The organism is Rhodosalinus halophilus (genome assembly GCF_003298775.1).
GTDB classification, from domain to species: Bacteria; Pseudomonadota; Alphaproteobacteria; order Rhodobacterales; family Rhodobacteraceae; genus Rhodosalinus; species Rhodosalinus halophilus.
Genome location: NZ_QNTQ01000004.1, coordinates 265,911 through 287,809 on the forward strand (window position 1 = coordinate 265,911; position 21,899 = coordinate 287,809).

The 21,899-nt window shown below is 70.2% G+C and carries 27 protein-coding genes, 2 tRNA genes and 1 other RNA gene; 9 read left to right on the forward strand and 21 right to left on the reverse strand.

Translation table 11 applies throughout. From position 1 onward, the window contains the following. Positions 1-55: 55 nt before the first annotated feature. Entirely contained in the window at positions 56-517 is a 462-nt protein-coding gene (locus tag DRV85_RS04860; protein WP_113288304.1) for a DUF3429 domain-containing protein, read from the reverse strand. Between the two features lie 83 nt (positions 518-600). On the opposite strand from DRV85_RS04860, the gene DRV85_RS04865 reads away from it, so the two are divergent. Then, positions 601-1,290, forward strand: coding sequence for a hypothetical protein (locus DRV85_RS04865; RefSeq protein WP_113288377.1), 690 nt, complete (start codon positions 601-603; stop codon positions 1,288-1,290). A gap of 2 nt (positions 1,291-1,292) precedes the next feature. On the opposite strand, the gene DRV85_RS04870 is transcribed toward DRV85_RS04865, so the two are convergent. Further along, positions 1,293-1,691, reverse strand: a complete 399-nt coding sequence (locus DRV85_RS04870) for a c-type cytochrome (RefSeq protein WP_113288305.1) — start codon at positions 1,689-1,691, stop codon at positions 1,293-1,295. Further along, positions 1,688-2,104, reverse strand: coding sequence for a c-type cytochrome (locus tag DRV85_RS04875; RefSeq protein ID WP_113288306.1), 417 nt, complete (start codon positions 2,102-2,104; stop codon positions 1,688-1,690). Before DRV85_RS04875 ends, DRV85_RS04870 begins: the two co-directional genes overlap by 4 nt. A 152-nt stretch (positions 2,105-2,256) precedes the next feature. Here DRV85_RS04875 and DRV85_RS04880 point away from each other — a divergent pair, with 152 nt between their 5' ends. Together DRV85_RS04880 and DRV85_RS04885 are read left to right on the forward strand one after the other, a co-directional pair. After that, positions 2,257-2,664 carry a PaaI family thioesterase gene (locus DRV85_RS04880; protein WP_113288307.1) on the forward strand — a complete coding sequence of 136 codons (408 nt, stop codon included), beginning with the start codon at positions 2,257-2,259 and terminating at the stop codon, positions 2,662-2,664. 91 nt (positions 2,665-2,755) lie between these two features. Further along, positions 2,756-3,520, forward strand: a complete 765-nt coding sequence (locus DRV85_RS04885) for a crotonase/enoyl-CoA hydratase family protein (protein ID WP_113288308.1) — start codon at positions 2,756-2,758, stop codon at positions 3,518-3,520. A gap of 46 nt (positions 3,521-3,566) precedes the next feature. Here the strand turns inward: DRV85_RS04885 and DRV85_RS04890 are convergent, their stop codons facing one another. The 8 genes from DRV85_RS04890 to DRV85_RS04925 form a co-directional block, all read right to left on the reverse strand. Continuing rightward, the gene (locus tag DRV85_RS04890) at positions 3,567-4,586 is read right to left on the reverse strand and encodes a histone deacetylase family protein (protein WP_113288309.1); all 1,020 of its coding nucleotides are present in this window, start codon (positions 4,584-4,586) and stop codon (positions 3,567-3,569) included. After that, a complete protein-coding gene (locus tag DRV85_RS04895) occupies positions 4,586-5,071 on the reverse strand; it encodes a GNAT family N-acetyltransferase (protein ID WP_113288310.1) in 486 nt (161 codons plus the stop codon). The genes DRV85_RS04890 and DRV85_RS04895 overlap by 1 nt, the downstream gene beginning before the upstream one ends. 256 nt (positions 5,072-5,327) lie before the next feature. After that, on the reverse strand, positions 5,328-6,254 hold the full coding sequence (gene kce / locus DRV85_RS04900) for a 3,5-dioxohexanoate:acetyl-CoA acetone transferase (RefSeq protein WP_113288311.1): 927 nt from the start codon (positions 6,252-6,254) through the stop codon (positions 5,328-5,330). After that, a complete protein-coding gene (locus tag DRV85_RS04905) occupies positions 6,255-7,607 on the reverse strand; it encodes an aminotransferase family protein (RefSeq protein ID WP_113288312.1) in 1,353 nt (450 codons plus the stop codon). It lies immediately after the preceding gene. After that, entirely contained in the window at positions 7,604-8,686 is a 1,083-nt protein-coding gene (locus DRV85_RS04910; protein WP_113288378.1) for an ABC transporter ATP-binding protein, read from the reverse strand. The genes DRV85_RS04905 and DRV85_RS04910 overlap by 4 nt, the downstream gene beginning before the upstream one ends. A 460-nt stretch (positions 8,687-9,146) precedes the next feature. After that, positions 9,147-10,289, reverse strand: a complete 1,143-nt coding sequence (locus DRV85_RS04915) for an ABC transporter substrate-binding protein (RefSeq protein WP_113288379.1) — start codon at positions 10,287-10,289, stop codon at positions 9,147-9,149. A 52-nt stretch (positions 10,290-10,341) separates the two neighbouring features. Beyond that, the gene (locus DRV85_RS04920) at positions 10,342-11,127 is read right to left on the reverse strand and encodes an ABC transporter permease (RefSeq protein ID WP_113288313.1); all 786 of its coding nucleotides are present in this window, start codon (positions 11,125-11,127) and stop codon (positions 10,342-10,344) included. After that, positions 11,127-11,993: an ABC transporter permease gene (locus DRV85_RS04925; protein ID WP_113288314.1), complete on the reverse strand. Its 867-nt coding sequence runs from the start codon at positions 11,991-11,993 to the stop codon at positions 11,127-11,129. Before DRV85_RS04925 ends, DRV85_RS04920 begins: the two co-directional genes overlap by 1 nt. Before the next feature lie 100 nt (positions 11,994-12,093). Between DRV85_RS04925 and DRV85_RS04930 the strand changes: the two genes are divergently transcribed. Beyond that, the gene (locus DRV85_RS04930; protein WP_113288315.1) at positions 12,094-13,062 is read left to right on the forward strand and encodes a LysR family transcriptional regulator; all 969 of its coding nucleotides are present in this window, start codon (positions 12,094-12,096) and stop codon (positions 13,060-13,062) included. Position 13,063: 1 nt separating this feature from the next. Here DRV85_RS04930 and DRV85_RS04935 read toward each other — a convergent pair whose 3' ends face one another. The 3 genes from DRV85_RS04935 to DRV85_RS04945 form a co-directional block, all read right to left on the reverse strand. Continuing rightward, the gene (locus tag DRV85_RS04935) at positions 13,064-13,762 is read right to left on the reverse strand and encodes a glutathione S-transferase (RefSeq protein ID WP_113288316.1); all 699 of its coding nucleotides are present in this window, start codon (positions 13,760-13,762) and stop codon (positions 13,064-13,066) included. Between the two features lie 85 nt (positions 13,763-13,847). Continuing rightward, a tRNA-His gene (locus tag DRV85_RS04940) sits at positions 13,848-13,924 on the reverse strand. A gap of 43 nt (positions 13,925-13,967) precedes the next feature. Then, on the reverse strand, positions 13,968-14,450 hold the full coding sequence (locus DRV85_RS04945) for a GNAT family N-acetyltransferase (protein WP_113288317.1): 483 nt from the start codon (positions 14,448-14,450) through the stop codon (positions 13,968-13,970). Positions 14,451-14,537: 87 nt separating this feature from the next. On the opposite strand from DRV85_RS04945, the gene DRV85_RS04950 reads away from it, so the two are divergent. Then, on the forward strand, positions 14,538-14,753 hold the full coding sequence (locus DRV85_RS04950) for a DUF6324 family protein (RefSeq protein ID WP_113288318.1): 216 nt from the start codon (positions 14,538-14,540) through the stop codon (positions 14,751-14,753). On the opposite strand, the gene DRV85_RS04955 is transcribed toward DRV85_RS04950, so the two are convergent. Next, on the reverse strand, positions 14,750-15,181 hold the full coding sequence (locus DRV85_RS04955) for an MmcB family DNA repair protein (RefSeq protein WP_113288319.1): 432 nt from the start codon (positions 15,179-15,181) through the stop codon (positions 14,750-14,752). The two genes, DRV85_RS04950 and DRV85_RS04955, sit on opposite strands and share 4 nt — an antisense overlap. 148 nt (positions 15,182-15,329) lie before the next feature. Between DRV85_RS04955 and DRV85_RS04960 the strand changes: the two genes are divergently transcribed. From DRV85_RS04960 to ssrS, 3 genes are all read left to right on the forward strand, one after another. Beyond that, positions 15,330-16,640, forward strand: coding sequence for a hypothetical protein (locus DRV85_RS04960; RefSeq protein ID WP_113288320.1), 1,311 nt, complete (start codon positions 15,330-15,332; stop codon positions 16,638-16,640). Continuing rightward, a complete protein-coding gene (locus tag DRV85_RS04965) occupies positions 16,637-17,395 on the forward strand; it encodes a COG3904 family protein (RefSeq protein ID WP_113288321.1) in 759 nt (252 codons plus the stop codon). Before DRV85_RS04960 ends, DRV85_RS04965 begins: the two co-directional genes overlap by 4 nt. A 45-nt stretch (positions 17,396-17,440) precedes the next feature. Beyond that, positions 17,441-17,596, forward strand: a non-coding RNA gene (gene ssrS / locus DRV85_RS04970) — 6S RNA. A gap of 65 nt (positions 17,597-17,661) precedes the next feature. Here ssrS and DRV85_RS04975 read toward each other — a convergent pair. The 6 genes from DRV85_RS04975 to DRV85_RS05000 all read right to left on the reverse strand — a co-directional run bounded on the left by DRV85_RS04975 (position 17,662) and on the right by DRV85_RS05000 (position 21,517). Then, the gene (locus DRV85_RS04975; protein WP_113288322.1) at positions 17,662-17,976 is read right to left on the reverse strand and encodes a hypothetical protein; all 315 of its coding nucleotides are present in this window, start codon (positions 17,974-17,976) and stop codon (positions 17,662-17,664) included. An 89-nt stretch (positions 17,977-18,065) separates the two neighbouring features. After that, a complete protein-coding gene (nusB, locus tag DRV85_RS04980) occupies positions 18,066-18,545 on the reverse strand; it encodes a transcription antitermination factor NusB (protein ID WP_113288323.1) in 480 nt (159 codons plus the stop codon). A gap of 10 nt (positions 18,546-18,555) precedes the next feature. Further along, the gene (locus DRV85_RS04985; RefSeq protein WP_113288324.1) at positions 18,556-19,107 is read right to left on the reverse strand and encodes a 6,7-dimethyl-8-ribityllumazine synthase; all 552 of its coding nucleotides are present in this window, start codon (positions 19,105-19,107) and stop codon (positions 18,556-18,558) included. Further along, complete coding sequence (gene ribB / locus DRV85_RS04990; RefSeq protein ID WP_113288325.1) at positions 19,107-20,231, reverse strand: 3,4-dihydroxy-2-butanone-4-phosphate synthase; 1,125 nt, start codon at positions 20,229-20,231, stop codon at positions 19,107-19,109. The genes DRV85_RS04985 and ribB overlap by 1 nt, the downstream gene beginning before the upstream one ends. A 145-nt stretch (positions 20,232-20,376) precedes the next feature. Then, positions 20,377-20,727: a hypothetical protein gene (locus DRV85_RS04995; protein ID WP_113288326.1), complete on the reverse strand. Its 351-nt coding sequence runs from the start codon at positions 20,725-20,727 to the stop codon at positions 20,377-20,379. Between the two features lie 10 nt (positions 20,728-20,737). After that, the gene (locus DRV85_RS05000) at positions 20,738-21,517 is read right to left on the reverse strand and encodes a TrmH family RNA methyltransferase (protein WP_113288327.1); all 780 of its coding nucleotides are present in this window, start codon (positions 21,515-21,517) and stop codon (positions 20,738-20,740) included. A gap of 130 nt (positions 21,518-21,647) precedes the next feature. Between DRV85_RS05000 and DRV85_RS19130 the strand changes: the two genes are divergently transcribed. Then, positions 21,648-21,731: transfer RNA gene (locus DRV85_RS19130), tRNA-Tyr, on the forward strand. Positions 21,732-21,899 lie beyond the last annotated feature (168 nt).

Genomic DNA, 21,899 nt, shown 5'->3' on the forward strand with positions numbered 1-21,899 from the left:
CTCAGTCTCCTTCGGTCCTTCGACGCAAGGCGTGCCGCGATGCGGCCCACCTGCATCACAGCAGAGCGACCCCCAGCAGGCCGGCCGCCGCCACCGGCATCTGCACGACCCGGAGCCCCGCGAACCACAGCGGGGCTTCGCCGCGACCCGCGGCCCAGGGGTCGAGCGCGCCGAGGCTGGCGAAGCCCGCGATCAGCAGCCACAGCGCGCCCTGCAATGGCAGGAGCAGCGCCGCGAGGCCGGCGGCGAAGAGCCAGGCGAAGATCGCCATCTGCGCCCGCGTCGCGCCGCCCTCGGTGCGGAAACTCAGGCCGCGGCGCACGCCGGAGAAGAAGAGCAGCAGCGCCGCACCCCAGAGCCGCACGGCCTCACGCACCGGCGCGTCAGGCAAGAGCCACAGCGCGAGCACGGCGAGCGGAAAGGGCGCCACGGCGAGGAAGGCCAGCCAGAGCCCTTCGCGCGGGGGGCGCGTGGTTTCGTGCACGATCACGGTGCGCTCGGTCTCGGCTTCGCTCATCTCGGACCAATCCGGCAGGGCGGCCCGCGGTTCCCCGCGACAGGCCCCTTGCCCGCCCCCGGTGCGCCCCTATGCTCGCGGCCATGCGCCGCATCGCCCTGATCCTCGCCTGTCTGCTCCTCGCCGCCTGCGCGCGGCCGCTCACGCAGGGCGAGCGCGCCTTCGCGGCGCTCACGCACGGCGAATCCCTCCACCTGGACCGGATCAGGCTGCACGACGGCGCGCTGGTGGGCTCCTACACCTGGGTGCGTCCGCCGCGCCCGCGCACCACCTGCCGCGAACGGATCTGGCCGCCGGGCGAGGTGGGCGAGCCGGTCGAGGTGTCACCCGGCGCGATCGCGCTCTTCAACCGGATCTTCTATCGCCGCGACCTCTACGCGCCCGATTTCATGCCGGGCTTTCCCGAGCGGCTCTACCTCGCCGAGGCGATGCTGCTCGCGCACGAGCTCACCCACGTCTGGCAGTGGCAGCACCGCGACCGCACCGGCTATCACCCGTTCCGGGCGGCGGCCGAGCACGTCCGGTCGGACGACCCCTATCTCTTCGAGGAACAGACGGCGGATTTCCTGAGCTTCGGCTTCGAGCAGCAGGGCGCGATCATGGAGGAATACGTCTGCTGCGCCGTGCTCGACCCGGAAGCCCCACGAACCGCGCGGCTGCGCGCGATGCTCGCGCAGGAGATTCCGATGGGCGATCTCGACGCGGCGCTCGGCACTTCCGAGGTTGTGATTCCATGGGCCGGCGCCGAGACGGAGGGGATCTGCCGCGCCTGAGTTCAGTCCTGGACGCTGCGCAGCCAGGCGACGAGGTCGGCCACCGGCTCGGTCGTCATGATCGGCTGGCCGGAAGGCGCCTTGACCGCGACCATCGCGCCACCCTCGAAGAAATCGCCGTAGACCGGCATCGGGCTGCCGTGTGCCACCAGCGGATCGCGCCCGTCGATCCGCCGGACGACGTCGGTCGTGGGAAAGACGCCGTCTTTCGCAGCGCTGAGTGCCGTAAGATCGGTGGGCAGCAGCGTGAGGATGGCCGCCATCGGCCCGTTCCCCTCGCCCTCCATGCCGTGACAGGCGGCGCAGTGGGTGCGGTAGAGCGCCTTGCCGACCTCGGGGTCCTGCGCGGCGAGCGGGGTCGCGGCGACGAGCGCGGCGAGCGTGAAGGCGACGCGGGTCAAGAGGGCACCTCCTGGATGCTTTCGAGATAGACGAGCAGCGCGGCCAGCGGGCGGGGCACGGGGGAAAGCAGGCCGTCGCCGGTGTCGACCGGCACGGTCTCGCCCATCAGCAACTCGCCGAATTCCGGCATCTCCGGCCCTTCCACCTGACCGCGCGTGTAACCGTCTATCGTGGAAAGAACCTCGGCACGCGGAAAGGTTCCGCCGTTACGCGCCGCGATCCGCGTCAGGTCTGCCGGGCGGAGCCCGCCCTCTCCCGCCAGCGGCCCGTCCCCGCGGCCCTCCGGGCCGTGGCAGACGGCGCAGTAATCGGCATAGAGCGCCCGCCCCTCCGGCGGCTCGGGCATGGCTGTCACTGCGGCGCAGCCGGCGGCGATCAGCGCCAGGGGAACGAAGGCGGCACGTGGGCTCATGGGGCCTCCTGCTTCGCGGACTTCCTTCACTCTCTCAGAAGCCGCGGGGCGGAGCAACGGCGCACGGAGCCGCTGCGGCAGCAATTGCAGGGCCTCGTGACAAGGGCGCCCCGGCCGGTGCATGGTCGGCGCGCCGATACGGAGGGAGGGACATGTTCGACGTCGAGGCGGCCCAGCGCGGGCTGGAAGAGAATTTCGCACCTTGGGTGCTGGCGCTGAAGCCCGCCGTCGCGGCAGTGGGCGAAGGCAGCGCAGACCTGCGCGTGCCGATCACGCCCGAGCTCGCCCGTGTGGGCGGAATCATCTCGGGACAGGCGCTTGCGGCGCTGGCCGACACCTCGATGGTCATTGCGGCGGCGGCGCATTTCGGCGCCTTCCGCCCGGTTGCGACCACGAACCTCGACACGCAGTTCCTGCGGCCGGGCACCGGCGACTCGGTGCTGTGCCGCGCCGAGGTCGTGCGCGCCGGCAAGGCGCTCGTCTTCGCCAGGGCGACACTGCTCGCGGAGCCCTCCGGCAAGGCGGTCGCCACCGCCACCGCCACCTTCTTCGTGCCATGACGCGCCGGTCCTGCGCGACCCGGCAGGAGTGGACAGGGCAGCGGCCTGCGTGCATCCCTGATCGCGCAGAGGGTCACAGGGGAGGCGCGCGGTGAGCGAGATCGAGATCGAGCGGCAGGGGCATGTGGCCGTGCTCTGGCTGAACCGGCCGGACCGGCTGAACGCGGTGGACGAGGCGATGACGGCAGCGATGCGCGCCGCGCTGCCCGAGATCGAGGCGGACGACGACGTGCGCGCCGTCGTGCTTGCGGGGCGCGGGCGCGCGTTCTGCGCCGGCATGGATCTCGCCGCCTTCGCCGAGGGTCAACGCCCCGGCCTGACCGATCCCGACCGCTTCGCCGGCTTCGCCAACGCGCAGCGGACCAAGCCCGTGATCGCCGCCGTTCAGGGCGCGGCGCTGGCGGGGGGCTTCGAGATCGTCCTCGCCTGCGACATGGTCGTCGCGGCGGAGGGCGCGAAGTTCGGCCTGCCAGAGGTCAAGCGCGGCCTCTTCCCGGCCGGCGGCGGCACGATCCGGCTGCCCCGGCGAATCCCGCCGGCGATCGCCAACGAGATCCTGCTGACGGGCGAGCTCATCGAGGCCGACCGCGCCCATGCGCTGGGACTCGTCAACCGGGTGGTGCCACCGGCGGTCCTGCTCGACTCGGCGCTGTCCCTCGCCGGCCGGATCGCCGAAAACGCGCCGCTCGCGGTGCGCTCTGCGCTCGCGCTCGCGCGCGATGCCGCGGCCACGGCGGAGGTCGAGCTCTGGGCGGCCAACGATGCGCTCTGGGACCGTGTCGAGGCATCCGACGACGCGCTCGAAGGCGCCCGCGCCTTCGCCGAGAAACGCGCGCCGGACTGGACCGGCCGCTGAAGCTCGGGCCCGCGCCGGTGAGCTGCGCCCGAGCGCGGGCATCGGATCAGCCCTGCGCCCCTTCCAGCGCAGAGCTCAGATTGGGGCCCAGATCGTCCGAGAGATAGCCGCCCTCCTGCACGTAGAGCGTTGGCAGGCCGAGCGCCCTGACCGCCGCCGTGATCCGGGCGAACCCCGGCGTGGAGATGGCGAGCCCCTGGAACGGGTCGTTTTCGTGCGCATCGAGCCCCAGCGCGACGACGACCGCATCCGCGCCGAAGGCCTCGATCCGCCGCAGCGCGGTGTCGAGCGCGCGAAGATAGTCCTCGTCTCGCGTACCGCGCGCCAGCGGGAGGTTGAGATTGGCCCCGATCCCCGCGCCTTCGCCCCGCTCCTGCGCGTAGCCCCAGTAGAACGGGTAGAAGCGCTCGGGATCGGCGTGCAGCGAGACGGTGAGCACGTCGCTGCGCGCGTAGAAGATCCCCTGCGTGCCATTGCCGTGGTGCACGTCCACGTCGAGGATCGCGGGACGCCGGCCCGCCCGCAGCAAATGCGCGGCCGCGATGGCGGAATTGTTGAGAAAGCAGAATCCGCCAGCAAGATCGGCGAAGGCGTGGTGTCCCGGCGGGCGCGAGAGGGCATAGACCGCCTGCTCGCCGGTCAGAAGCGCCTCGGCCCCGCTTACGGCGGTCTGCGCCGACCAGTAGGCGCTTTCCCAGGTGTGCTCCGAGATGGGACAGGCGGTGTCGCCCTGGTGCCAGCCGGCCTGCCCCACGGCGCTCTTCGGATAGCCGTCGCTGCGCCGGGCCGGGTGGATGTTGGGGATCACCTCTGGCCCCGCCCCCTCGATCCGCTGCCAGCGCGGGTAGATCGTGCGCAGGAAGTCGACGTATTCCGCGCTGTGCACCGCGGCGATCGGCCCCAGACCGTGATCGGCCGGCGCCTCGAAGGTGCAGCCGGCACGCTCGGCCCCGGCCTTGAGGCGCGCGACGCGCTCGGGCTGTTCCGGGCTTGGGCGCATCGCGCCGTTGACCAGAAAGAACTGCGGATCGTGGCGCTCCTGTCGCGCATCGAAGACGGCTCGCATCAGTCTGTGCTCTCCCCTGTCTCGCCCTGCCGCAACCGCTCGGCTGTCAGCAGGAGCAGCACGTCGCCCGTGGCTTCCTCGAATCCCATGCGCGCATAGAAGGCGCGCGCGCGGGTGTTGTCGCGGCCGGTGACGAGCCGAAGATAGATCGCACCCCATTCCCGCGCGGCGTCGGCGAAGACCGCGCGCAGAAGGCGCGGGCCGAGCCCCTGCCCGCGCGCCGCCTCGGCCACCCAGAGATCGGAGACATAGGCGCCCGGCCCGCCCAGCGCCGTGGAGAAGACGGGCGAATACATCGCCGCACCGAGAATCTCACCCGCCGCCTCGGCCAGTTGCGCCCGGAAAAGCGGTGTCGGGCCCCAACCCGCCTCGGCCAGTTGCGCATCGCTCGCGCGGTGCGTGTCGCCGAGCGCGGCGGAAAGCTGCGCCAGCGACGCGTTCAGGCGCGGCGCGTCCGCGCGCTCCGCAAGGCGCAGGCGGATCATGCGCGCAGCCCCTGTCGGGTCGCGGGCTGCAGCGGCGTCCCGGGGGCCAGCCCCAGGTCCCCCGGAGTATTTCGGGCAAGAGGAAGCTGCGGGACGCGAGGGGTGGGTGAAGGCATGGCCGTCAGAGGCTGCGGGCGGCAACGCGGCAAGCGCAACGACAATGCCCGCTTCGGCCGCTCAACCTCCGGCACCCCGGGTCTGCCGCGGCGCGCGCAGCTTGGGCGCGCCGCGCCCGGAGGAGGCATCAGGGCCGTCATCAGAAGGCCACCTTGTCAGCGCCCTTGAGCCCCAGCATCGCGCGGGCCTCTGGCGGCGTCGCAGGCGTGCGGCCCAGATCCTCGACGATCTTGCGCACCTTCGCCACCTGCTCGGCGTTGCTCCTGGCGAGCTCTCCGGGCCCGATGGTGAGCGAATCCTCCAGCCCCACGCGCACGTGCCCGCCCAGCGCGGCGGCCTTGGCGGCGAAGGGCATCTGGTGCCGCCCCGCGGCGAGGACAGAAAAGGCGTAGTCCTCGCCGAAAAGCCGGTCCGCGATGCGCTTCATGTGGTCGAGGTTCTCGGGGTCCGCGCCGATCCCGCCCAGGACGCCGAAGACGAACTGGATGAAATAGGGTGGCTCCACCAGCCCCCGGTCGGCGAAGTGCCGCAGCATATAGAGGTGGCCCACGTCGTAGCACTCGAACTCGAAGCGCGCGCCGCGCTCCTGCCCCAGCTCGGTCAGGATGCGGGCGATGTCGCGCGGCGTGTTCTTGAACACCAGGTCGTCGGAGCCTTCGAGAAAGGGTTTCTCCCAGTCGTGGCGCCACTCGGTGATCTTCGCGGCCATCGGGTAGAGCGCGAAGTTCATCGTTCCCATGTTGAGCGAGGCCATCTCGGGCGCCGCCTGAAGGGGGGCGGCCAGCCGATCGTCGAGCGCCATGACCGCGCTGCCCCCCGTCGAGAGGTTCAGCACCGCCTCGGTCTCGTCCCGCAGCGTCGGCAGGAAAGCCATGAAATGCGCGGGATCCGCCGAGGGGCGCCCGTTCTCGGGGTCGCGGGCGTGCAGGTGCAGGATCGCCGCGCCGGCCTCGGCGGCCGCGACTCCCTGCGCGGCGATCTCTTCTGGCCGCACGGGCAGGTAGGGCGACATCGACGGCGTGTGGATCGAGCCGGTGAGCGCGCAGGTGATGAGGATCTTGGACATTCAGGCCGCCGCGAGTTCCGCCTCGATTTCGGCCGAGAAGGCCGCGAGCGTGTCGTCGAGGATTTCCGCGATCTCGTCGAGGTCCGCCGCGGTCACGATCAGCGGCGGGGCGACGAGGACGTGATCGCCCGCGTAGCCGCCCCGCGTGCGGCGCGAATAGACGATCAGGCCCCGCTCGTAGGCCATGTCCACGAAGCGCTGATGCGCGTTCAGGCGCGGCGGCAGCGGCTCCATGCTCTGCCTGTCCGCGACGAATTCGAAGGCGGTGAGCAGCCCCATGCCCCGCACGTCGCCGATGAGGGGATACCGCTGCATCAGGCCGCGCAGGCGCTCCATCAGCTCTTCGCCCATGGCCGCGGCGTTGCGCACCAGCCCCTGCCGCTCGATCTCTTCCACCACGGCGAGGCCCGCCGCGCAGGCCAGCGGATTGCCGGCGTAGGTGTAGCCGTGCACGAAACCGCCCGCGTCGAGGACCGGCTCGACGAGGCGCGGGGGCGCGGCCATCGCGCCTAGGGGCACGTAGCCCGCCGCGAAGCCCTTGGACAGCACCATGATGTCCGGCGTGACGCCCCAGTGCTCGGCGGCCGTGAACCGGCCCGTGCGCCCCGCTCCGGTCATCACCTCGTCGTAGATCAGCAGGATGCCGTAGTGGCGGCAGATCTCGGCCACCCGCTCCATGTAGCCCGCCGGCGGCACCAGCGCGCCGGTGGAGGCCCCGCCCACCGGCTCGAGGATGAAGGCCAGCACGCTCTCGGGCCCCTCCTCCTCGATCTTCGCGGCAAGCATGTCGGCGTAGTGGCGGCCCGTCGCCGGGTCGGCGGGGTCGAGCCCGTCGAGATAGGCCCGCGGCGCCGGCACCCGCGGCATCATCCGCATCATCGGCGCGAAGGGGTCGGTGAGCGCGTCGTAGCCGGTCGTGGCCAGCGCGCCCAGAGTGGACCCGTGGTAGGAGGGGAAGCGCGAGATCACCTTCCAGCGGCTGCCCTGGCCGGTCGCCAGCGCCCATTGGCGGGCGAGCTTCAGGGCAGATTCCACCGCCTCCGACCCGCCCGAGACGAAGAAGACCCGCTCGAGATCGCCCGGCAGCAGCTCGGCCGTCCGCCGCGCCAGCGCTTCGCTCGCCTCGGTCTCGAAATGCAGGCGGTAGCCGAAGGTCGAGCGCGCCATCTGCCGCTGCATCGCCTCCAGCACGCGGGGGTTGGAATGGCCGATGTTGCAGACCATCGCGCCCGACGAGCCGTCGATGTAGCGCCGCCCGTCCACGTCCCACATGTGGATGCCGCGCGCCTGGTCCAGCACCGGGCGGCGCTGGCGGCCCTGGTAGAAGAGATGGGAAGGGGGTCTTTCGCTCATCGATCCTCCGGCAGCGCAGCGCAGTCGCGCGGGCGCAGGTGCAGGGTGACCTCCGCGCCTTCGGCGAAGGGGTGTCCGTCGATCATGTTGATAGCCTGAAGCTGGGTGTCGCCGGCGCGTACGAAATAGCGCACCGCCTGACCCTGGTAGTCCACGGTCTCGACGCGGGCATCGACCGTCGCCACGCCCTCGCCCGCCGCGCCGCGCGGGCAGAGCAGCAGCTTCTCGGCCCGGATCACCAGCTTGGCAGACCCGTCGCCATTGAGCCGGGGCGCCTTTTCCACCGGCACGGGCAAGCGGCCGAAGATCGGCGTCTCCAGCATGACGGCGCCGTTCTCGCGGCCCTTGGCCTGCGCCTCGAGGATGTTCGAGGCACCGAGGAAACGCGCGACGAATTCGGAGCTGGGCGTGTTGTAGACCTCTTCGGGGCTGCCCACCTGCTCGACCCGACCGTTCGACATCACGACGATCCGATCGGACATGGCCAGCGCCTCGGATTGGTCGTGCGTGACAAAGACGGTGGTCACGCCGATCTGATCCTGGATGCGCTTGAGTTCCACGCGCATGTCCTCGCGCAGGTTGGCGTCGAGCGCCGAGAGCGGCTCGTCCAGAAGCAGCACGTCGGGCTCGATCACGATGGCGCGGGCAAGCGCGATGCGCTGCTGCTGCCCGCCGGAGAGCGCCTTGGGATAGCGCTCGCCCACGTCGGGCAGCTGCACGAGGTCGAGCGCGCGCTGCACCTTTCCGGGGATGTCGGATTTCGGCACGTCGCGGTATTTCAGCCCGAAGGCCACGTTCTCCGCCACGGTCTTGTGCGGGAAGAGCGCGTAGTTCTGGAAGACGAGGCCCAGGTTGCGCTTGTGAATCGGCACGTCGTTCATCCGCCGCCCGCCGATCAGGATCTCGCCCTCGGTGGGATCGAGCAGGCCGGCGATCATGCGCAGGTTGGTGGTCTTGCCGCAGCCCGAAGGGCCGAGGAGCGTGACGAAGGCCCCCTCCTCGATCTCGAGGTTGGTCTGATGGACGGCCGTGAAGCTGCCGAAGCGCTTGACGATGTCCTTGAGGTGGACGGAGCTCATGCCGCGGGCCTCCTTGTCGCGGAGCCGCACGGGGAGGGCCGCGCCCGACCCTCGGATGGCGGCCGCGACGGCGAGGCTGTGCGCGGCCATGCCCCTTTTGGATCGGACCGGGCAGCGCGTCCGAGCCTCCGTGCGCCCTCCCGGGGGGAGGGTCGGGCGCGGCCCGGCGGTTCCGCCGGGCCATGGCGGGCTGGACCGCAACCCGAGTGGAGAGGGGGGGTTGCGAAGGTGGCCCCCTGGTTCTCGAGGCTGGTCTGGTGCACGCGCGCGAAGCTGCCAATCCGCTCACCCGCCCGGGCCAGCGGCCCGGGCAGCGCCCGACCGCCCCCCCGGGCGGGCGCTTTGGCGTCCACCCGCGGTCGGGCGCTGCCCTTCCGCGGGCGCGAAACTCCGTCGGTCCTGCCCTTCATCGCGCTCCTCCCGCGCGGGGCGGCCCCGTCGCCGGGACCGCCCGCTTGCCTCAATATCCGCGCTGGACGCGGCTGAACTCCTTGGACCACTCGGCCTCGTTGCCGTTCCAGTATTCCGGATCGGCGAAGGTGAGCCCCGAGAGCGTGCCCGTCGGGTCGTAGGCGGGCAGCGTCGGGATCTTGTCGCCGAGGTCCACCTTGGTGCCGTCGAGCGCGGGCGGGTAGTTCTGCCCCTCGGCCACAGCGATCGAGGTCTCGGGCGCCAGCATGAAATTCAGCAGCTCCTCGCAGGCCGCCACCGGCGAGCCCTTGATGACGAAGAGGCATTCCTGCCAGCCGAAGCCGTTGGGCGGATCGTAGTAGCCGATGTCGTGGCCCTGCTCCTGCAGCGCGGCGATACGGCCCGACCAGCCCTCGGTGACGTAGATCTCTTCCTCGGCCAGCAGGCTCATGAGCTCCGCGCCCGAGCCCCAGTATTTCAACGCGAGGTCGCGATGCTGGCGGATGGCGTCCCAGACGGCCTCCATGTCCTGGATGTCGTTGGGGTCCTGATCGGTGGCGAGCGCCCCGTACCAGATCCGCGTGCGCCAGTCGGACCAGCCGCCGATCTTGCCCTCGTAGGCCGGGTCTATCAGACTGCGCGCGCCCTTCTCCTTCATCTCCTCGTCGGAGATGTAGGCACGATTGTAGGCGAGGCCCGTGGTGCCGTAGTTGTAGGGCACCGCCGAAAGCGCGTCGGGCGTGATCGCGCGGTAGGGCTCGACGAGCCGATCCATCACCAGCTCGAAGTTCGGGATGTTGTCGAGGTTGAGCTGGGTGGTCAGGTCGAAGTTCTTGTAGCGCGCATAGTCGAAGACGCCCGACAGATGCGCGATGTTGTATTCGCCGGGCTGGCTCGCGCGGACTTGCGCGAGGTATTCGTCCCCGCCCGAGAAGGTGCCGTCCACCACCTCGATCCCGGTCTTCTCGGTGTAGGGGTCGAAGGCGTATTCGCGGAACGCCTCGGACACCACGCCGCCCCAGCCGTCGAAGCGGATCTGGCTCACGTCCTGGGCGTGGGCGTATTTCGCGAAGGGCGTCTGCAGGCCATAGGCCACGCCGGCCGCCCCGATCAGCCCCAGAAAGCTGCGGCGGTCGAGATCGCCGTTGCGATAGCGTTCGAGAAGCCGCTCGTAGCGGGTGGTGTCGTCGATCTTTCGCGTCATCGTCATACTCCTTGTTTCGTTTGGGTGATCGGCGGCGGTTTCATCCGCCGCTCCTTGTCGCGAGCGCCCGCGCGAGCGCGAGGCCCAACAGCGGCACGCCCACGGTGAGCAGGATCATCACGGTGCCGAGCGCGTTGATCTCGGGCGAGATGGAGTTGCGCAGCATCGAGAAGATCTGCGTCGGCACCGTCTCGACCCCGCCGGGCTTCCAGAAAAGCGTGCCGGTGATGTCGTCGAAGCTGATCGTGAAGGCGAAGAGCGCACCCGCCAGCACCGCCGGCAGCATCAGCGGCAGCGTGATCTGGAAGAAGGTCTGCACCGGCGAGGCGCCGAGGCTCAGCGCCGCCTCCTCCACGTCGCGCCGGATCGACACCAGCCGGGCCTGCACCACGAGGATCACGAAAGGCAGCGTGAAGATCACGTGCCCCAGAAGCAGCATGGGAAAGCTCTTGGGCAGGTCGAGGAAGTTCAGAAACAGCAGCAGCGCCACCGCCAGCACCACCTCCGGCACCAGGATCGGCGCGATCAGAAGCGTGGTGATCATGTTGGCGGCGGGCACCCGGTAGCGCACCAGCGCGAGCGAGGCCAGAACGCCCAGCGTGGTCGAGATGAGCGCCGTGAGCGCCCCCAGGATCAGCGAGGTGCGGAAGGCCCGCAGGATCGCGTCGTTCTGCGCCAGCTCCACGAACCAGCGGAAGGAAAAGCCGGTCATGGGGAAGCTGCCGAACTGGCTCGCGTTGAACGACAGCAGCACCACCACCGCGACCGGCAGGAACATGAAGCCGTAGACCAACAGCGTCCAGAGCCTGATCAGATGCCATCCCATCAGCCCAGCCCCTTCACCAGCTGGGCCATCCCGAGATAGCGGTTGTAGATCAGAACCAGCGCGCCGAGCACGATTAGCAGCATGAGCGACAGCGCCGAGCCCAGCGGCCAGTTGAGCTGCGTGATGATCGCCTCGTAGACGAGGTTGGCGAACATGGCGTCGCGCGGCCCGCCCAGCACCATGGGCGTGATGTAGGTGCCAGCGCCGAGCACGAAGCAGAGCAGGCCGCCCGCCGCGAGACCGGGCAGCGAAAGCGGCAGCGTCACCTGCAGGAAGGCCTGCCATTTCGTCGCGCCCAGCGAGGTCGCCGCGTCCTCGAGGTTGGTGTCGATGCCGTCGAGGCTGACGAAGACGTTGAGCACCATGAAAGGCAGCAGGAAATGCACGAGGCCAAGGATCACGGTGGTCTCGTTGTAAAGCATCTGGATCGGCTCTTCCGTCAGCCCGAGGTTCACCAGCAGCCAGTTCACCGCGCCCGAGACGCCCAGGATGTTGATCCAGCTCATCGTGCGGATGATGTAGCTGATCCAGAAGGGCAGGATCAGCAAGAGCAGCAGGAAGGCCTTGTTGCCCCTGGCGCGCGCGATGAAATAGGCGGCCGGATAGCCCATCAGCGCGCAGACGATCGTGGTGATGCCGGCGATCTTCAGCGTGTTGAGCAGGATGTCGCGGTAGAAAGGGTCGGTCAGCGCCTCTTCCCAGTTCTCGAAGGAGAAGGCGGGAATGTCCGCGCCCGTGGCCGAGCTCAGCCAGAACGAATAGACCACGATGAAGAGCAGCGGCACGAACAGCAGGAAGGTCACCGCCGTCAGCGCGGGCGAAAGCAGGATCCAGGGTTGTCGCGCCTCGCGGGCCTCGACCGACATGCGTGCTTCCCTCGCGGAACATCGAGTCGGACCCAAGGTTGACGCGAGGCGCGCACATAGATCAAATAGATAGTCAAAATCTCGACTATTGAAATGATCTATGAGCGAGCTCCCCGACCGCACCGCCCCCGAACGTTTCATGCGCGAACTGGACTGGAACCTGCTGCGCACCTTCGTCGTGCTGGCAGAGGCGGGATCGGTCACGGAGGCCGCGCAGCGCCTGCATCTGGCGCAGCCGTCGGTCTCCGCCGCGCTCAAGCGGCTCGAGGAGCGGCTGGGCAAGCGGCTGATCGACCGCGGACCGGGGCACTTCCGCCTGACCGAAGCGGGCGAGAAGCTGCGCCGCGAGGCAGTGGAGATCCAGGGGTCGATCCTGCGCATCTCGACCCTGATGCGCGAGGTGACCGACGAGGTGCGCGGCCATCTGCGCATCGCGCTTGCCAGCCATGTGGTCTGCCCGCTCTTCGACCGGGTGCTGGCCGAGTTCCATGCCGCTCACCCTCGCGCGACCATGTCGCTCGAAGTCTACTCCAGCGCCGACGCCATAGCGCAGGTGACGATGAAGAGCGCCTCGCTCGCCGTCTGCCTCGTCCGCGACCGCAACCCGCGGCTGGAATACCGCCGGCTCTATCGCGAGTTCTTCGGCCTCTTCTGCGGCCCGCCGCATCCGCTTTTCGCCCGCGAGGGGCTGGAGCTACGCGACCTCGCCGGGCACAGCGCCGTGGGCTTCGAGACCGACCGCCTCGGCGACGTGCTGCACCCCGTCACCCTGATGCGCGCGCAGGCCGAGATGGACGAGCGCGTGACCGGCATCTCCAGCCACCTCGAGGAGGTGCGGCGCATGATCGTGGCCGGCATCGGCATCGGCGCGCTGCCGCTGCACGTGGCGGCTCGTGACATCAGCGACGGGCTGCTCTGGCGCTTGCCGCCCTACTCGGAGTTGCCGGCGATCGACGTGCATGTGGTCTGGAACCCCAAGACGCGGATGAACCGGGCCGAGGCGCTCTTTCTTTCCAGGTTGCTCGAGACGATCGAGGCCACGCCGATCGAGGACCGCACCTACGCATGAGTCATGCGAAAACGGCGCGCAGCGACCGCTCGATCCGGCCGCCGCAATAGACCTCGCCCCAGGCCTCGTCCGATTGCCGGCGCAGCTTCGAAAGGGCCGGCGTGCCCGAAAGCCGGTCCACCAGCGCCGCGACCCGCGGTGCCTCTTCCGTCAGCATCGCGCCGAGCGGGGGCAGCCTGTCTGTCATCGGACACCAGAGCGCCCAGGCCGCCAGATCGGCGAGCCCCGCCCTGCCGGTGCCGAGCATCCATCCGCCCCCGGCCGTCAGCCCGTGCCGCGCGCCCGTCTCCTCGAAGATCGCCATCCAGCGCGCTAGCCGCGGCCGGAAGTCCGCCCAGGTCTGCGCGTCCCACATCTCGCGGCCGCCATCGAGCGTGATCTCGTCGAGAATGTCGTTGGCATCCAGCACGACCTTCAGCGCCAGCGCGTCGCGCCCCGGATCGCCCGGCATGAGGCCGAACTGCGCGCCGAGATAGGCCATGATCGCCGGCATCTGCGCGACCGCCGCCTCGCGGCGGTGATCGACCAGCATGGGCGGTGCCATGTGCGGCACCGCCTGCTCGGGCACCCGCGCCTCCATCGCCTCGGCGGTCGCCTCCATTCCGGCCTCGGCCCAGTCGGCGCCGGCATGAGCCAGAACCGCCCGCGGGAACTGCCCCCGAAACGGCGCGGGCCAATAGTGCAGCGTGTAGTCGGGCATGCCTCACCTCCTGCGCGCGCAACGCGCACGCCACCTCGGAGGGTCCGCGCCGCACAGGGTCGGATCAAGCGTCATCTGACAGAGATGGTACCGCCTCCCCGGCTCGAACGGGGGACCTCTGGATCCACAATCCAGCGCTCTAACCAACTGAGCTAAGGCGGCACGTGGCGGGGAGGTAGCCGCGCACGACGCGCAATGCAAGCCCTCAGAGCGGCATTTCCCAGTCCTGCCGCACCAGATCGCGCCCGTAGCTGCGCACGGGATGGCTCGCCACGAGCCGCCACCCGCTGCGTGCGTAAAGCGCGCAGGCAGCACGGTGGCTCTCGTGCGTCGAGAGGACAATGCGCGCATACCCCGCCTCCCGCGCGAAGGCGACGCAGCGTCCGAGCATGTGCCGCCCGAGCCCCTGCCCCCGCTCCTCCGGCTCCAGCAGAAAGAGCCGCAGCCGGGCTGTCTGGGCATCTTCGCGGGTGCAGAACAGGCTGCCGCGGGGTTGGCCGTCGCGCAGCGGTATGAAGGCGCGCTCGCAGCACGGGTCGCGGGTCGCTTCGAATTGCGAGAGAACCTCGGCCACGGCCGCGCCGAACTGCGCGTCGAACCCGTCCGCTTCGGCATAGAGGGCCGCGTGCCGCGCCCTGATCCATGCGCCATCGCCAGGCGCGAAGTCGCGGAAAGCAATGCCCCGCACGCGAGCTCCGGCTTGCCTTGTCCCCGCGCTGAGGCTAGGCCCACGCAATCGGGCCCGCAAGGGCCGCTTGGGCGTACGGGTCACCCTATGGGCATCAACGACGAGCGCGACATCGCCGCGAATCTTCAGATCGGACCGACGGACCGGGGCTTCGTGCGCATCTTCGTGTCAACCGAGGATGGCGCGGAGATCCCGATGGACTTCGACCCCGATGAAGCCGAAGAGATCGCCGAGGAAATCCGCGCGGCGGCAGAGGCCGCGCGCGGCGCGGGCGGGCGAAAGGGCAAGCCCAGGAAACGCTAGCTGTCTCCGAGCGCGGCGCCCGGATCGCGCAGCGCCTGCAGGCGCCGTGCCGCATGGGCGGCGAAGCGGCGCGTGACGGCGGTGCGCCGCGCGCCGGCGAGCCGCGATTCCGCCGGCATCCGCAGGATTTCGGCCCAGTAGCCGTCGGCCACGATCAACCCTGTCTCGGCGGGCAGCAGCTCGGTGGGGAAGGTCGAATCCACGGCCCAGAAGAACCGATCGCCCCATTCAAGGTAGTGATGCCACTTGCGGTCCGATGTGAAATCGGCCCGGCAGGACTTGCATTCGACCACCCAGAGCTCGCCCTTCGGCCCAAGCGCGAGAAGATCGAGCCTGAGACCGCGCGCCGGGACGAATTCCTCGACACAGGCGAAGCCCAGCGCGGCGAGGTGACGCGCTACGCCGCGGGCGATGAGTTGTCCGGGCATCAACTCGGGGGGAGAGAGTCCTGCGGGCATGGCTGAAATTATGAACAATACGTGAACAAGTCGCAACCCCGGCCCGTCGGACAGCGGCGGATATCGCACCCCGACCGGGCGGCTGCTATATGGAGCGCACGAAGCGCCGGAGCCGCCCATGACGCAGACCGATCCTCAGCCGTCCCCTTCGCAGTTGCGCGCGGCACGCGAACTCGAGGGGCACCTGGGCTGGCTCGACAGCTTCACCGGCGCGGCGCTGGGGGTGCTGGCGACCGCCTCGGGCATCTACACCTACCTCGGCGTGCAGTCCCTGCTCGATGACACCGGCGCGATGTCGGCCTTCGCCGCGATCGCCTATTCGGTCGCCGTCTCCGTGGGCATCTTCGTCTTCTGGTCCTACATGCTGCGCCTCTTCCCGGCGATGCGCTCGACGCGGGCGCGGATGGGGCTTCTGGGCGCGATGGGCCTTGGCAGCCTCGCCATCGTGGCGATGTCGAGCTGGCTGAACGCCGCGGCGCTGGCGGGCTCGGCGGCGGTGGAGCAGCACCTTGCCAACACCGTGCAGGACTATCAGCAGTCGCTGGAGCGGGCGCACGAGATCGCGGTCTCGGCCCAGGCGCTGGAACAGGACGTGGCGCGCGTGCGCCAGAGCTTCGAGGATCTCTCGGCACAGGAGGCCGAGGGCGGGCTCTCGGGGCTCGCCGGGCGCGGCTCGGTCTATTCGCTGCTGCGGCAGAAGGCGACGGAACTGGGCGCGCTGGAGTCGCAGATCGCCGCACAGTCCGCCCAGGTCGAGGCCGCCTTCGACGAGGGCAACGCGATCCTGAGCCGGATGCGCGCGCTGACGGTCGAGCCCGGCCCGGTCGAGGCGCGCTCGGTCGAGTTCTCGGAACAGGCGGTGCGGCTGGCCGGCATCGTCACGACGCTGCGGCAACTGTCGGTCGCACCGCTTGTCCAGCGCGCGGCGCAGGACCTGTCCGCCTCGGCCGTGCTGCCCGAACTCGACGGCCGGACAGAGGCGGTGCGGGGCGACCAGGCCGCCACGATCGAGGCGGTTCTCGAGGTGTTGGCGCAACGCGCCGAGACGCTGGAGGCGGCCGCGGCGGCCGTCATCGCCATGCCGCCCCCGCCCGAGACGCGCTATACGCCGATTTCCGCCGCCGACGCGGTGATCCTCTATGCCTCGAGCTTCGTGCCCTCCTGGGCCGGGGCCATCGCCATCGACCTCTTGCCCGCAGTGCTCGTCTTCATCCTCGCGATCACGCAGGGCGCGATCCGGCAGGGCCGCGAGGGTGCGCGCGTGGAGGACACGCTGACGCTGGCCGAGTTGCGCGCGGCGCTGGGCGCGCTCAAGGAGGTGGAAACAGCCTCGGACGCGCTGCCGCAGCATGCCCATGATCACGAGGCGCCCCGCGCCGACCCGGCGGAGGAGGCACCGCGCGTCGCGCCGGTGCCGCGCAGCCGATGAGCGCAGGCGAAGAGACGCAGGGCAGCCCGGCACCGATCCGCAAGGCGCTGGTGGCGGTGCTGATCTTCCAGTTGGGCCTCGCCGGGCTTCTGGTCCTGGGCGATCTCGGCCAGGGCTTCACCCTGCCCGCGCCCGGCCGCGACGCGCCGGGCCTCGATCAGCCCACCCGTCCCGGCGACCAGACGCGCCGCTTCGCGCCGGAGACGCGGCCGGCGCGGACCGACGGCCCCCCGATGCCCGTGCGACTGACGCTGGAGCCCGACGGCGAGGGCCGCGCGCTCCTGCGCGGCGAGATCGCGGCCGGAGATGCCGACCTGATCGCGCGGCGCCTCGCGGCGCTCGACCCGGTGCCGGAGGTCATCGCGCTCGACAGCCCGGGCGGCTCGGTCGCCGACGCGCTCGCCATCGGCGAACGCCTGCGCGCACTCGGCGTCGCGACCGAAGTGGGGGCCGACGCGATCTGCATGTCCGCCTGTCCCTACCTGCTGGCCGCGGGCGTGGAGCGCCGCGCGCATCCGCGCGCGCTGGTCGGCGTCCACCAGCACTATTTCGGCGAGAACACGCTGTTGCCGGCCTTCATCGCCGTCGAGGACATCCAGCGCGGGCAGGGCGAGGTGATGGGCTACCTGATCGCGATGGGGGTCGAGCCGGAACTGATGCGCGTCGCGCTTCTGACCCCGCCCGAGGACATCTACCTGCTGACACCCGAGGAGTTGATGCAATTCCGTCTGGTTACCGACGCGTGGGGGGCGTGATCCCTCTTGCCCGGCGCGGACCGCGGCCCTAGCTCTAGGCTGTGACGGGCACTGCCCTTCTCGTCAACGGTTGCATTCCGGTGGCCTTAAGCAATTCCGAGGGAGCTGGCTCTGTCCGGGCCCTGGTCCGGTTACCCGGCGCCCACCTGTACATACAGGTCCTCGGGAATGAGATAACCCGACGGTTGCGGCGGTCCCGTCACGCCGACACGAAAAGGCCGCGCCCGATCCCGGGCGCGGCCTTTCGATTCGGTCGGTGCGGACGGTCAGATCCGACGCCGCGGCGCGTCGTCGGCGCGGGCCGGGATCGTCGCGTACTCGACCGCTTCCGGCGCATGCGTCCCGCCGTCGCCGTCGTCCTTCTCGGCCATGCGCATGATCGAAATCCCGAACTGCACGCCCGAGAACACGATGCCGTTGAACATCCACAGAAGTCCCACCGCGAGCGGGCCGGCGGGATCATGGGTGACCAGATGCCAGAGATTGGCGACGTTGAACCACAGGATCATCGCGACGAAGGCCGCAGAGATCACGAAGCCGATGGCCACCTGGCGGATGTAGAGACGGATAAGATCGGGCATCACGCTTCCCCCTTTGCCTTGCCATCCAATGTAGCGGCTCGGGCGCGAAGAAAAACCCCCGTGGCGCGCAGCGCGCGTCTTCCCGCCGCTCAGAAGGCCTCGGGCCGCGCCTCGCGTGCCATGTGGTCGAGCACCGCGTTGACGAAGCCCGCCTCGCGGCCCTCGGGGAAAAAGGCGCGCGCGATCTCGACGTATTCGCTGATCGCCACCCGCGGCGGCGTGTCGAGCGCCACCAGTTCGGCGCCGCAGGCGCGAAAGAGCGCCCGCAAGGTGGGATCGAGGCGCGCGATCGGCCATTTCGCCACGAGCGCGCGGTCGGTCATCTGGTCGATCCGCGCCTGCCAGTTCACAGCCTGCTCGACCACCTCGCGGAAGTGGTCGGGGTCGCCCTCCGCCATCTCGTCGCCGTCATAGCTCGCCCCGAAGCGGTGATCGAGGAATTCGCGGATCACGCCCTCGGTCCCCTGGTCCGACGCCTCCATCTGGAACAGCGCCTGCACGGCATAGAGGCGGGCCGCCGATTTCATCTGCCGCGCGGTTCTCGGGCGCGGAACGGTGTCGGAAGTCATGGTGAGCGACTCATGCGGTGGAGGGATCGTCGCGCCCTGCGGCGAGTCGGTATTCCTCGGTCGCGGGCACGAAGCCGACGGGTTTCTGCCGGCCGCCCCACCTACGCGCCAGCGCCAGCAGATGCAAGGCCGCCGCAGCCGCGCCGCCGCCCTTGTTCTGCTGCCCGGGATCGGCGCGGACCACGGCCTGGTCGCGGTTCTCCACCGTGAGGATGCCGTTGCCGATGCAGAGCCCCTGCAGCCCCAGCAGCATCAGGCCGCGCGAGCTGTCGTTGCAGACGGTCTCGTAATGCTTGGTCTCGCCCCGGATCACGCAGCCCAGCGCGACGTAGGCGTCGAAATTCGACAGCCGCTCGGCCATGCCGACGGCGGGCGGGATCTCCAGCGCGCCGGGCACCTCCACCAGATCGTGGCCGGCGCCGACCGCCTCGATCTCGGCCACGGCGCCGGCGATCAGATCGTCGGCGATGTCGCGGTAATAGGGCGCGACGACGAGGAGCAGCTTCACCGGCTTGTCGAACTCCGGGCGCGGCAGCGTGTAATGCGTTTCCTGTCCCGCCATCAGCCCATCCCCTCGATCCGCCGCGTGCCAACGATCTCGAGGCCATAGGCCTCGAGCCCCACGACCCGCGGCTGCGGCGAATTGGTCAGCAGGATCATCTTCGACAGACCCAGCGAGGACAGGATCTGCGCGCCCAGCCCGTATTGCCGCAGCGTCTTGGGCGAGCTCTCGCCCGGCTGCGTCATCTTCATCTCGGTGTCGCGCAGGAGCACCACGACGCCACGGCCCTCGCGCGCCACCTGCTCCATGGCGAGCCCGAACTCGCGCACACGACCCTCCGGCCCGGTTCCCACCACGTCGAGCATCGGATCGAGGGCGTGCATGCGCACCAGCACCGGCCCCTCGCCAGGGATCGCCCCCTTGGTAAGCACGATGTGCTCGTCGCCATGCGCGGTGTCGGTATAGATACGCCGCCGCCACTCGCCGCCGAACTCGGAGGTGATCGTGTCCTCGCGGACCACCTGCACGAGATTGTCGTGCCTGCGCCTGTAGGCGATCAGATCGCTGATCGTGCCGATCTTGAGGCCATGCTTCTGCGCGAAAGACACCAGCTCGGGCAGCCGCGCCATGGTGCCGTCCTCGTTCATGATCTCGCAGATCACGCCGGACGGGTTGAGGCCAGCGAGCCGCGCCACGTCCACCGCGGCCTCGGTATGCCCCGCGCGGACCAGCACGCCGCCGTCGCGCGCGCGCAGCGGAAAGACATGGCCGGGCGTGGCGATGTCCTGCGGTCCCTTCGCCGAATCGATCGCCACGGCGACGGTGCGCGCCCGGTCCGCCGCCGAGATGCCCGTGGTCACGCCCTCGCGCGCCTCGATCGACACGGTGAAGGCGGTCTCGTGGCGCGAGGAGTTCTGCTGCGCCATGAGCTGAAGGCCCAGGGCGTCCACCCGCTCGGCCGGCAGGGCGAGACAGATCAGCCCGCGACCGTGCAGCGCCATGAAGTTGATCGCGTCGGGCGTCGCCATCTGGGCGGGGATCACGAGGTCGCCCTCGTTCTCCCGGTCCTCGTGATCGACGAGGATGAACATGCGCCCGTTGCGCGCATCCTCGAGGATCTCCTCGATCGAAGAGATGGCGTCCTTCCAGTTCTCCTCGACGGGGCCGGGACGTTCGTAGGTCATGCGCAGGCCTTCCCTTGCTTGGTGGCGCATCTAGACCAGAGGCGCGGGTTTGGCCAGAGGCCGGCCCGCCGAAGGGCAGGGACGCAACGTCGCCACAAGCGGCTGCACGCCGCGCGCGCATGCCGCGTCGCCGTCGCGACGGGGATCAGTCGAAAATGTCCTCGATCGCGTCGAAGGCTTCGGACAGCGCCTTGCGGAAGAGCGACTTGCGCTTCTTCCGCTTCTTGCCGCGCTTCTTCGGGGGGGCCCAGCGCGGGTCGGGCCCGCGCACTTCCGGCGGCGGCTTCGGCGCGACGCGCGCGCGGCGGCGGCCCTTCGCCCCCGGGACCGGCGCGCGATGCGCCTCCGGGTCCACCCTGTCGGCGCGCAGCATCTTGAGATCGTGCAGGGGCGCGCCGCAGGCCGCACAGACCAGTTCGTGCCGCCCGCCATCCAGGGTCAGCGCGGCGCGCGTGCCGCAATAGGTGCAGGTGGCGATCTTGGTGCCGTGGGGCATCGGCCCTCCGTCAGTCGCGTCGCGATGCATATAGGGCGACGGCGGCCGCATTGGAGACGTTGAGCGACCCGAAGCGCCCCGAGGGCGCGATCCGGGCGAGGCTGTCGCAGGTCTCGCGCGTGCGCGGGCGCAGTCCCGGCCCCTCCGCGCCCAGGACCAGCGCGAGCGGCCGGTCGAGGTGCGGCGCGAGCGACGCGTCCAGCGTCGTCTCCGCCGCACCGTCGAGGCCCAGCACGTGAAAGCCGAGCCCCTTCAGGTCCGCCAGCGCATCCGCCAGATTGCGCACCCGCAGGTAGGGCTGACGCTCAAGCGCACCCGAAGCCGTCTTGGCCAGCGCGCCGGTCTCGGGCGCGGAGTGGTGACGCGGCGCGATCACCGCCGCGGCCCCGAAGACCTCGGCCGAGCGCAGGACGGCGCCGACGTTGTGCGGATCCGTCACCCTGTCGAGCGCCACCACCCTGAGCGGCGCAGGCCCCGCCATGGCGACCTCGGCGAGCGGCCCCCAGTCGAGCGGCCGCACCTCGAGCGCCGCGCCCTGGTGCACCGAGCCGGGATCGAGCGGCGCGGCGAAGCGGCGCGGGTCGCTCGTCTCGGGCGTCATCGCGGAGGCCGCGATCGCCTCGGCCAGCTTGTCGCGGGCGTTGGGCGTCACGATCAGGCGGAGACGGTCGCGGCGCGGGTTCATCAGCGCATCGCGCACCGCGTGCAGCCCGAAGAGCCAGACGGTCTCCGCCGCGGCGGCGCGCTTCGCGCGCTCCTTCTCGATCACCCATGCCGGCTTCTTCGCCATCTCCGCTCCCCAAGCGCAAGCGCCGGGACAATGGGCGCCGCACCGCCCCGCCGCAAGGGATTTTCCCGTTGACGCATCCCCGGGCGGGGGATAATCAGCGGCGCACGACGCGGGCCGAGGCCTGCCGGTCGGGCGACGAGCTGCAAGGTGCGGCAGCGGACTGTAAATCCGCCGGGGAGACCCATGCCTGGTTCGATTCCAGGGTCGCCCACCACTCTCCTCTCGAAATGTGGCGCGATGCAGACGGCCGCCGGAGCGGCCCCGCAGGCCCTGCGCTCGGTGTCCGCCAGTGCCACGGGCGCAACCTGACTTTTTTCGCCATTTCTGACGTGAAATGCCAAGGACCGCAGGCAAGCGCGGGCTAGGCCCTTCCCGCGACAGG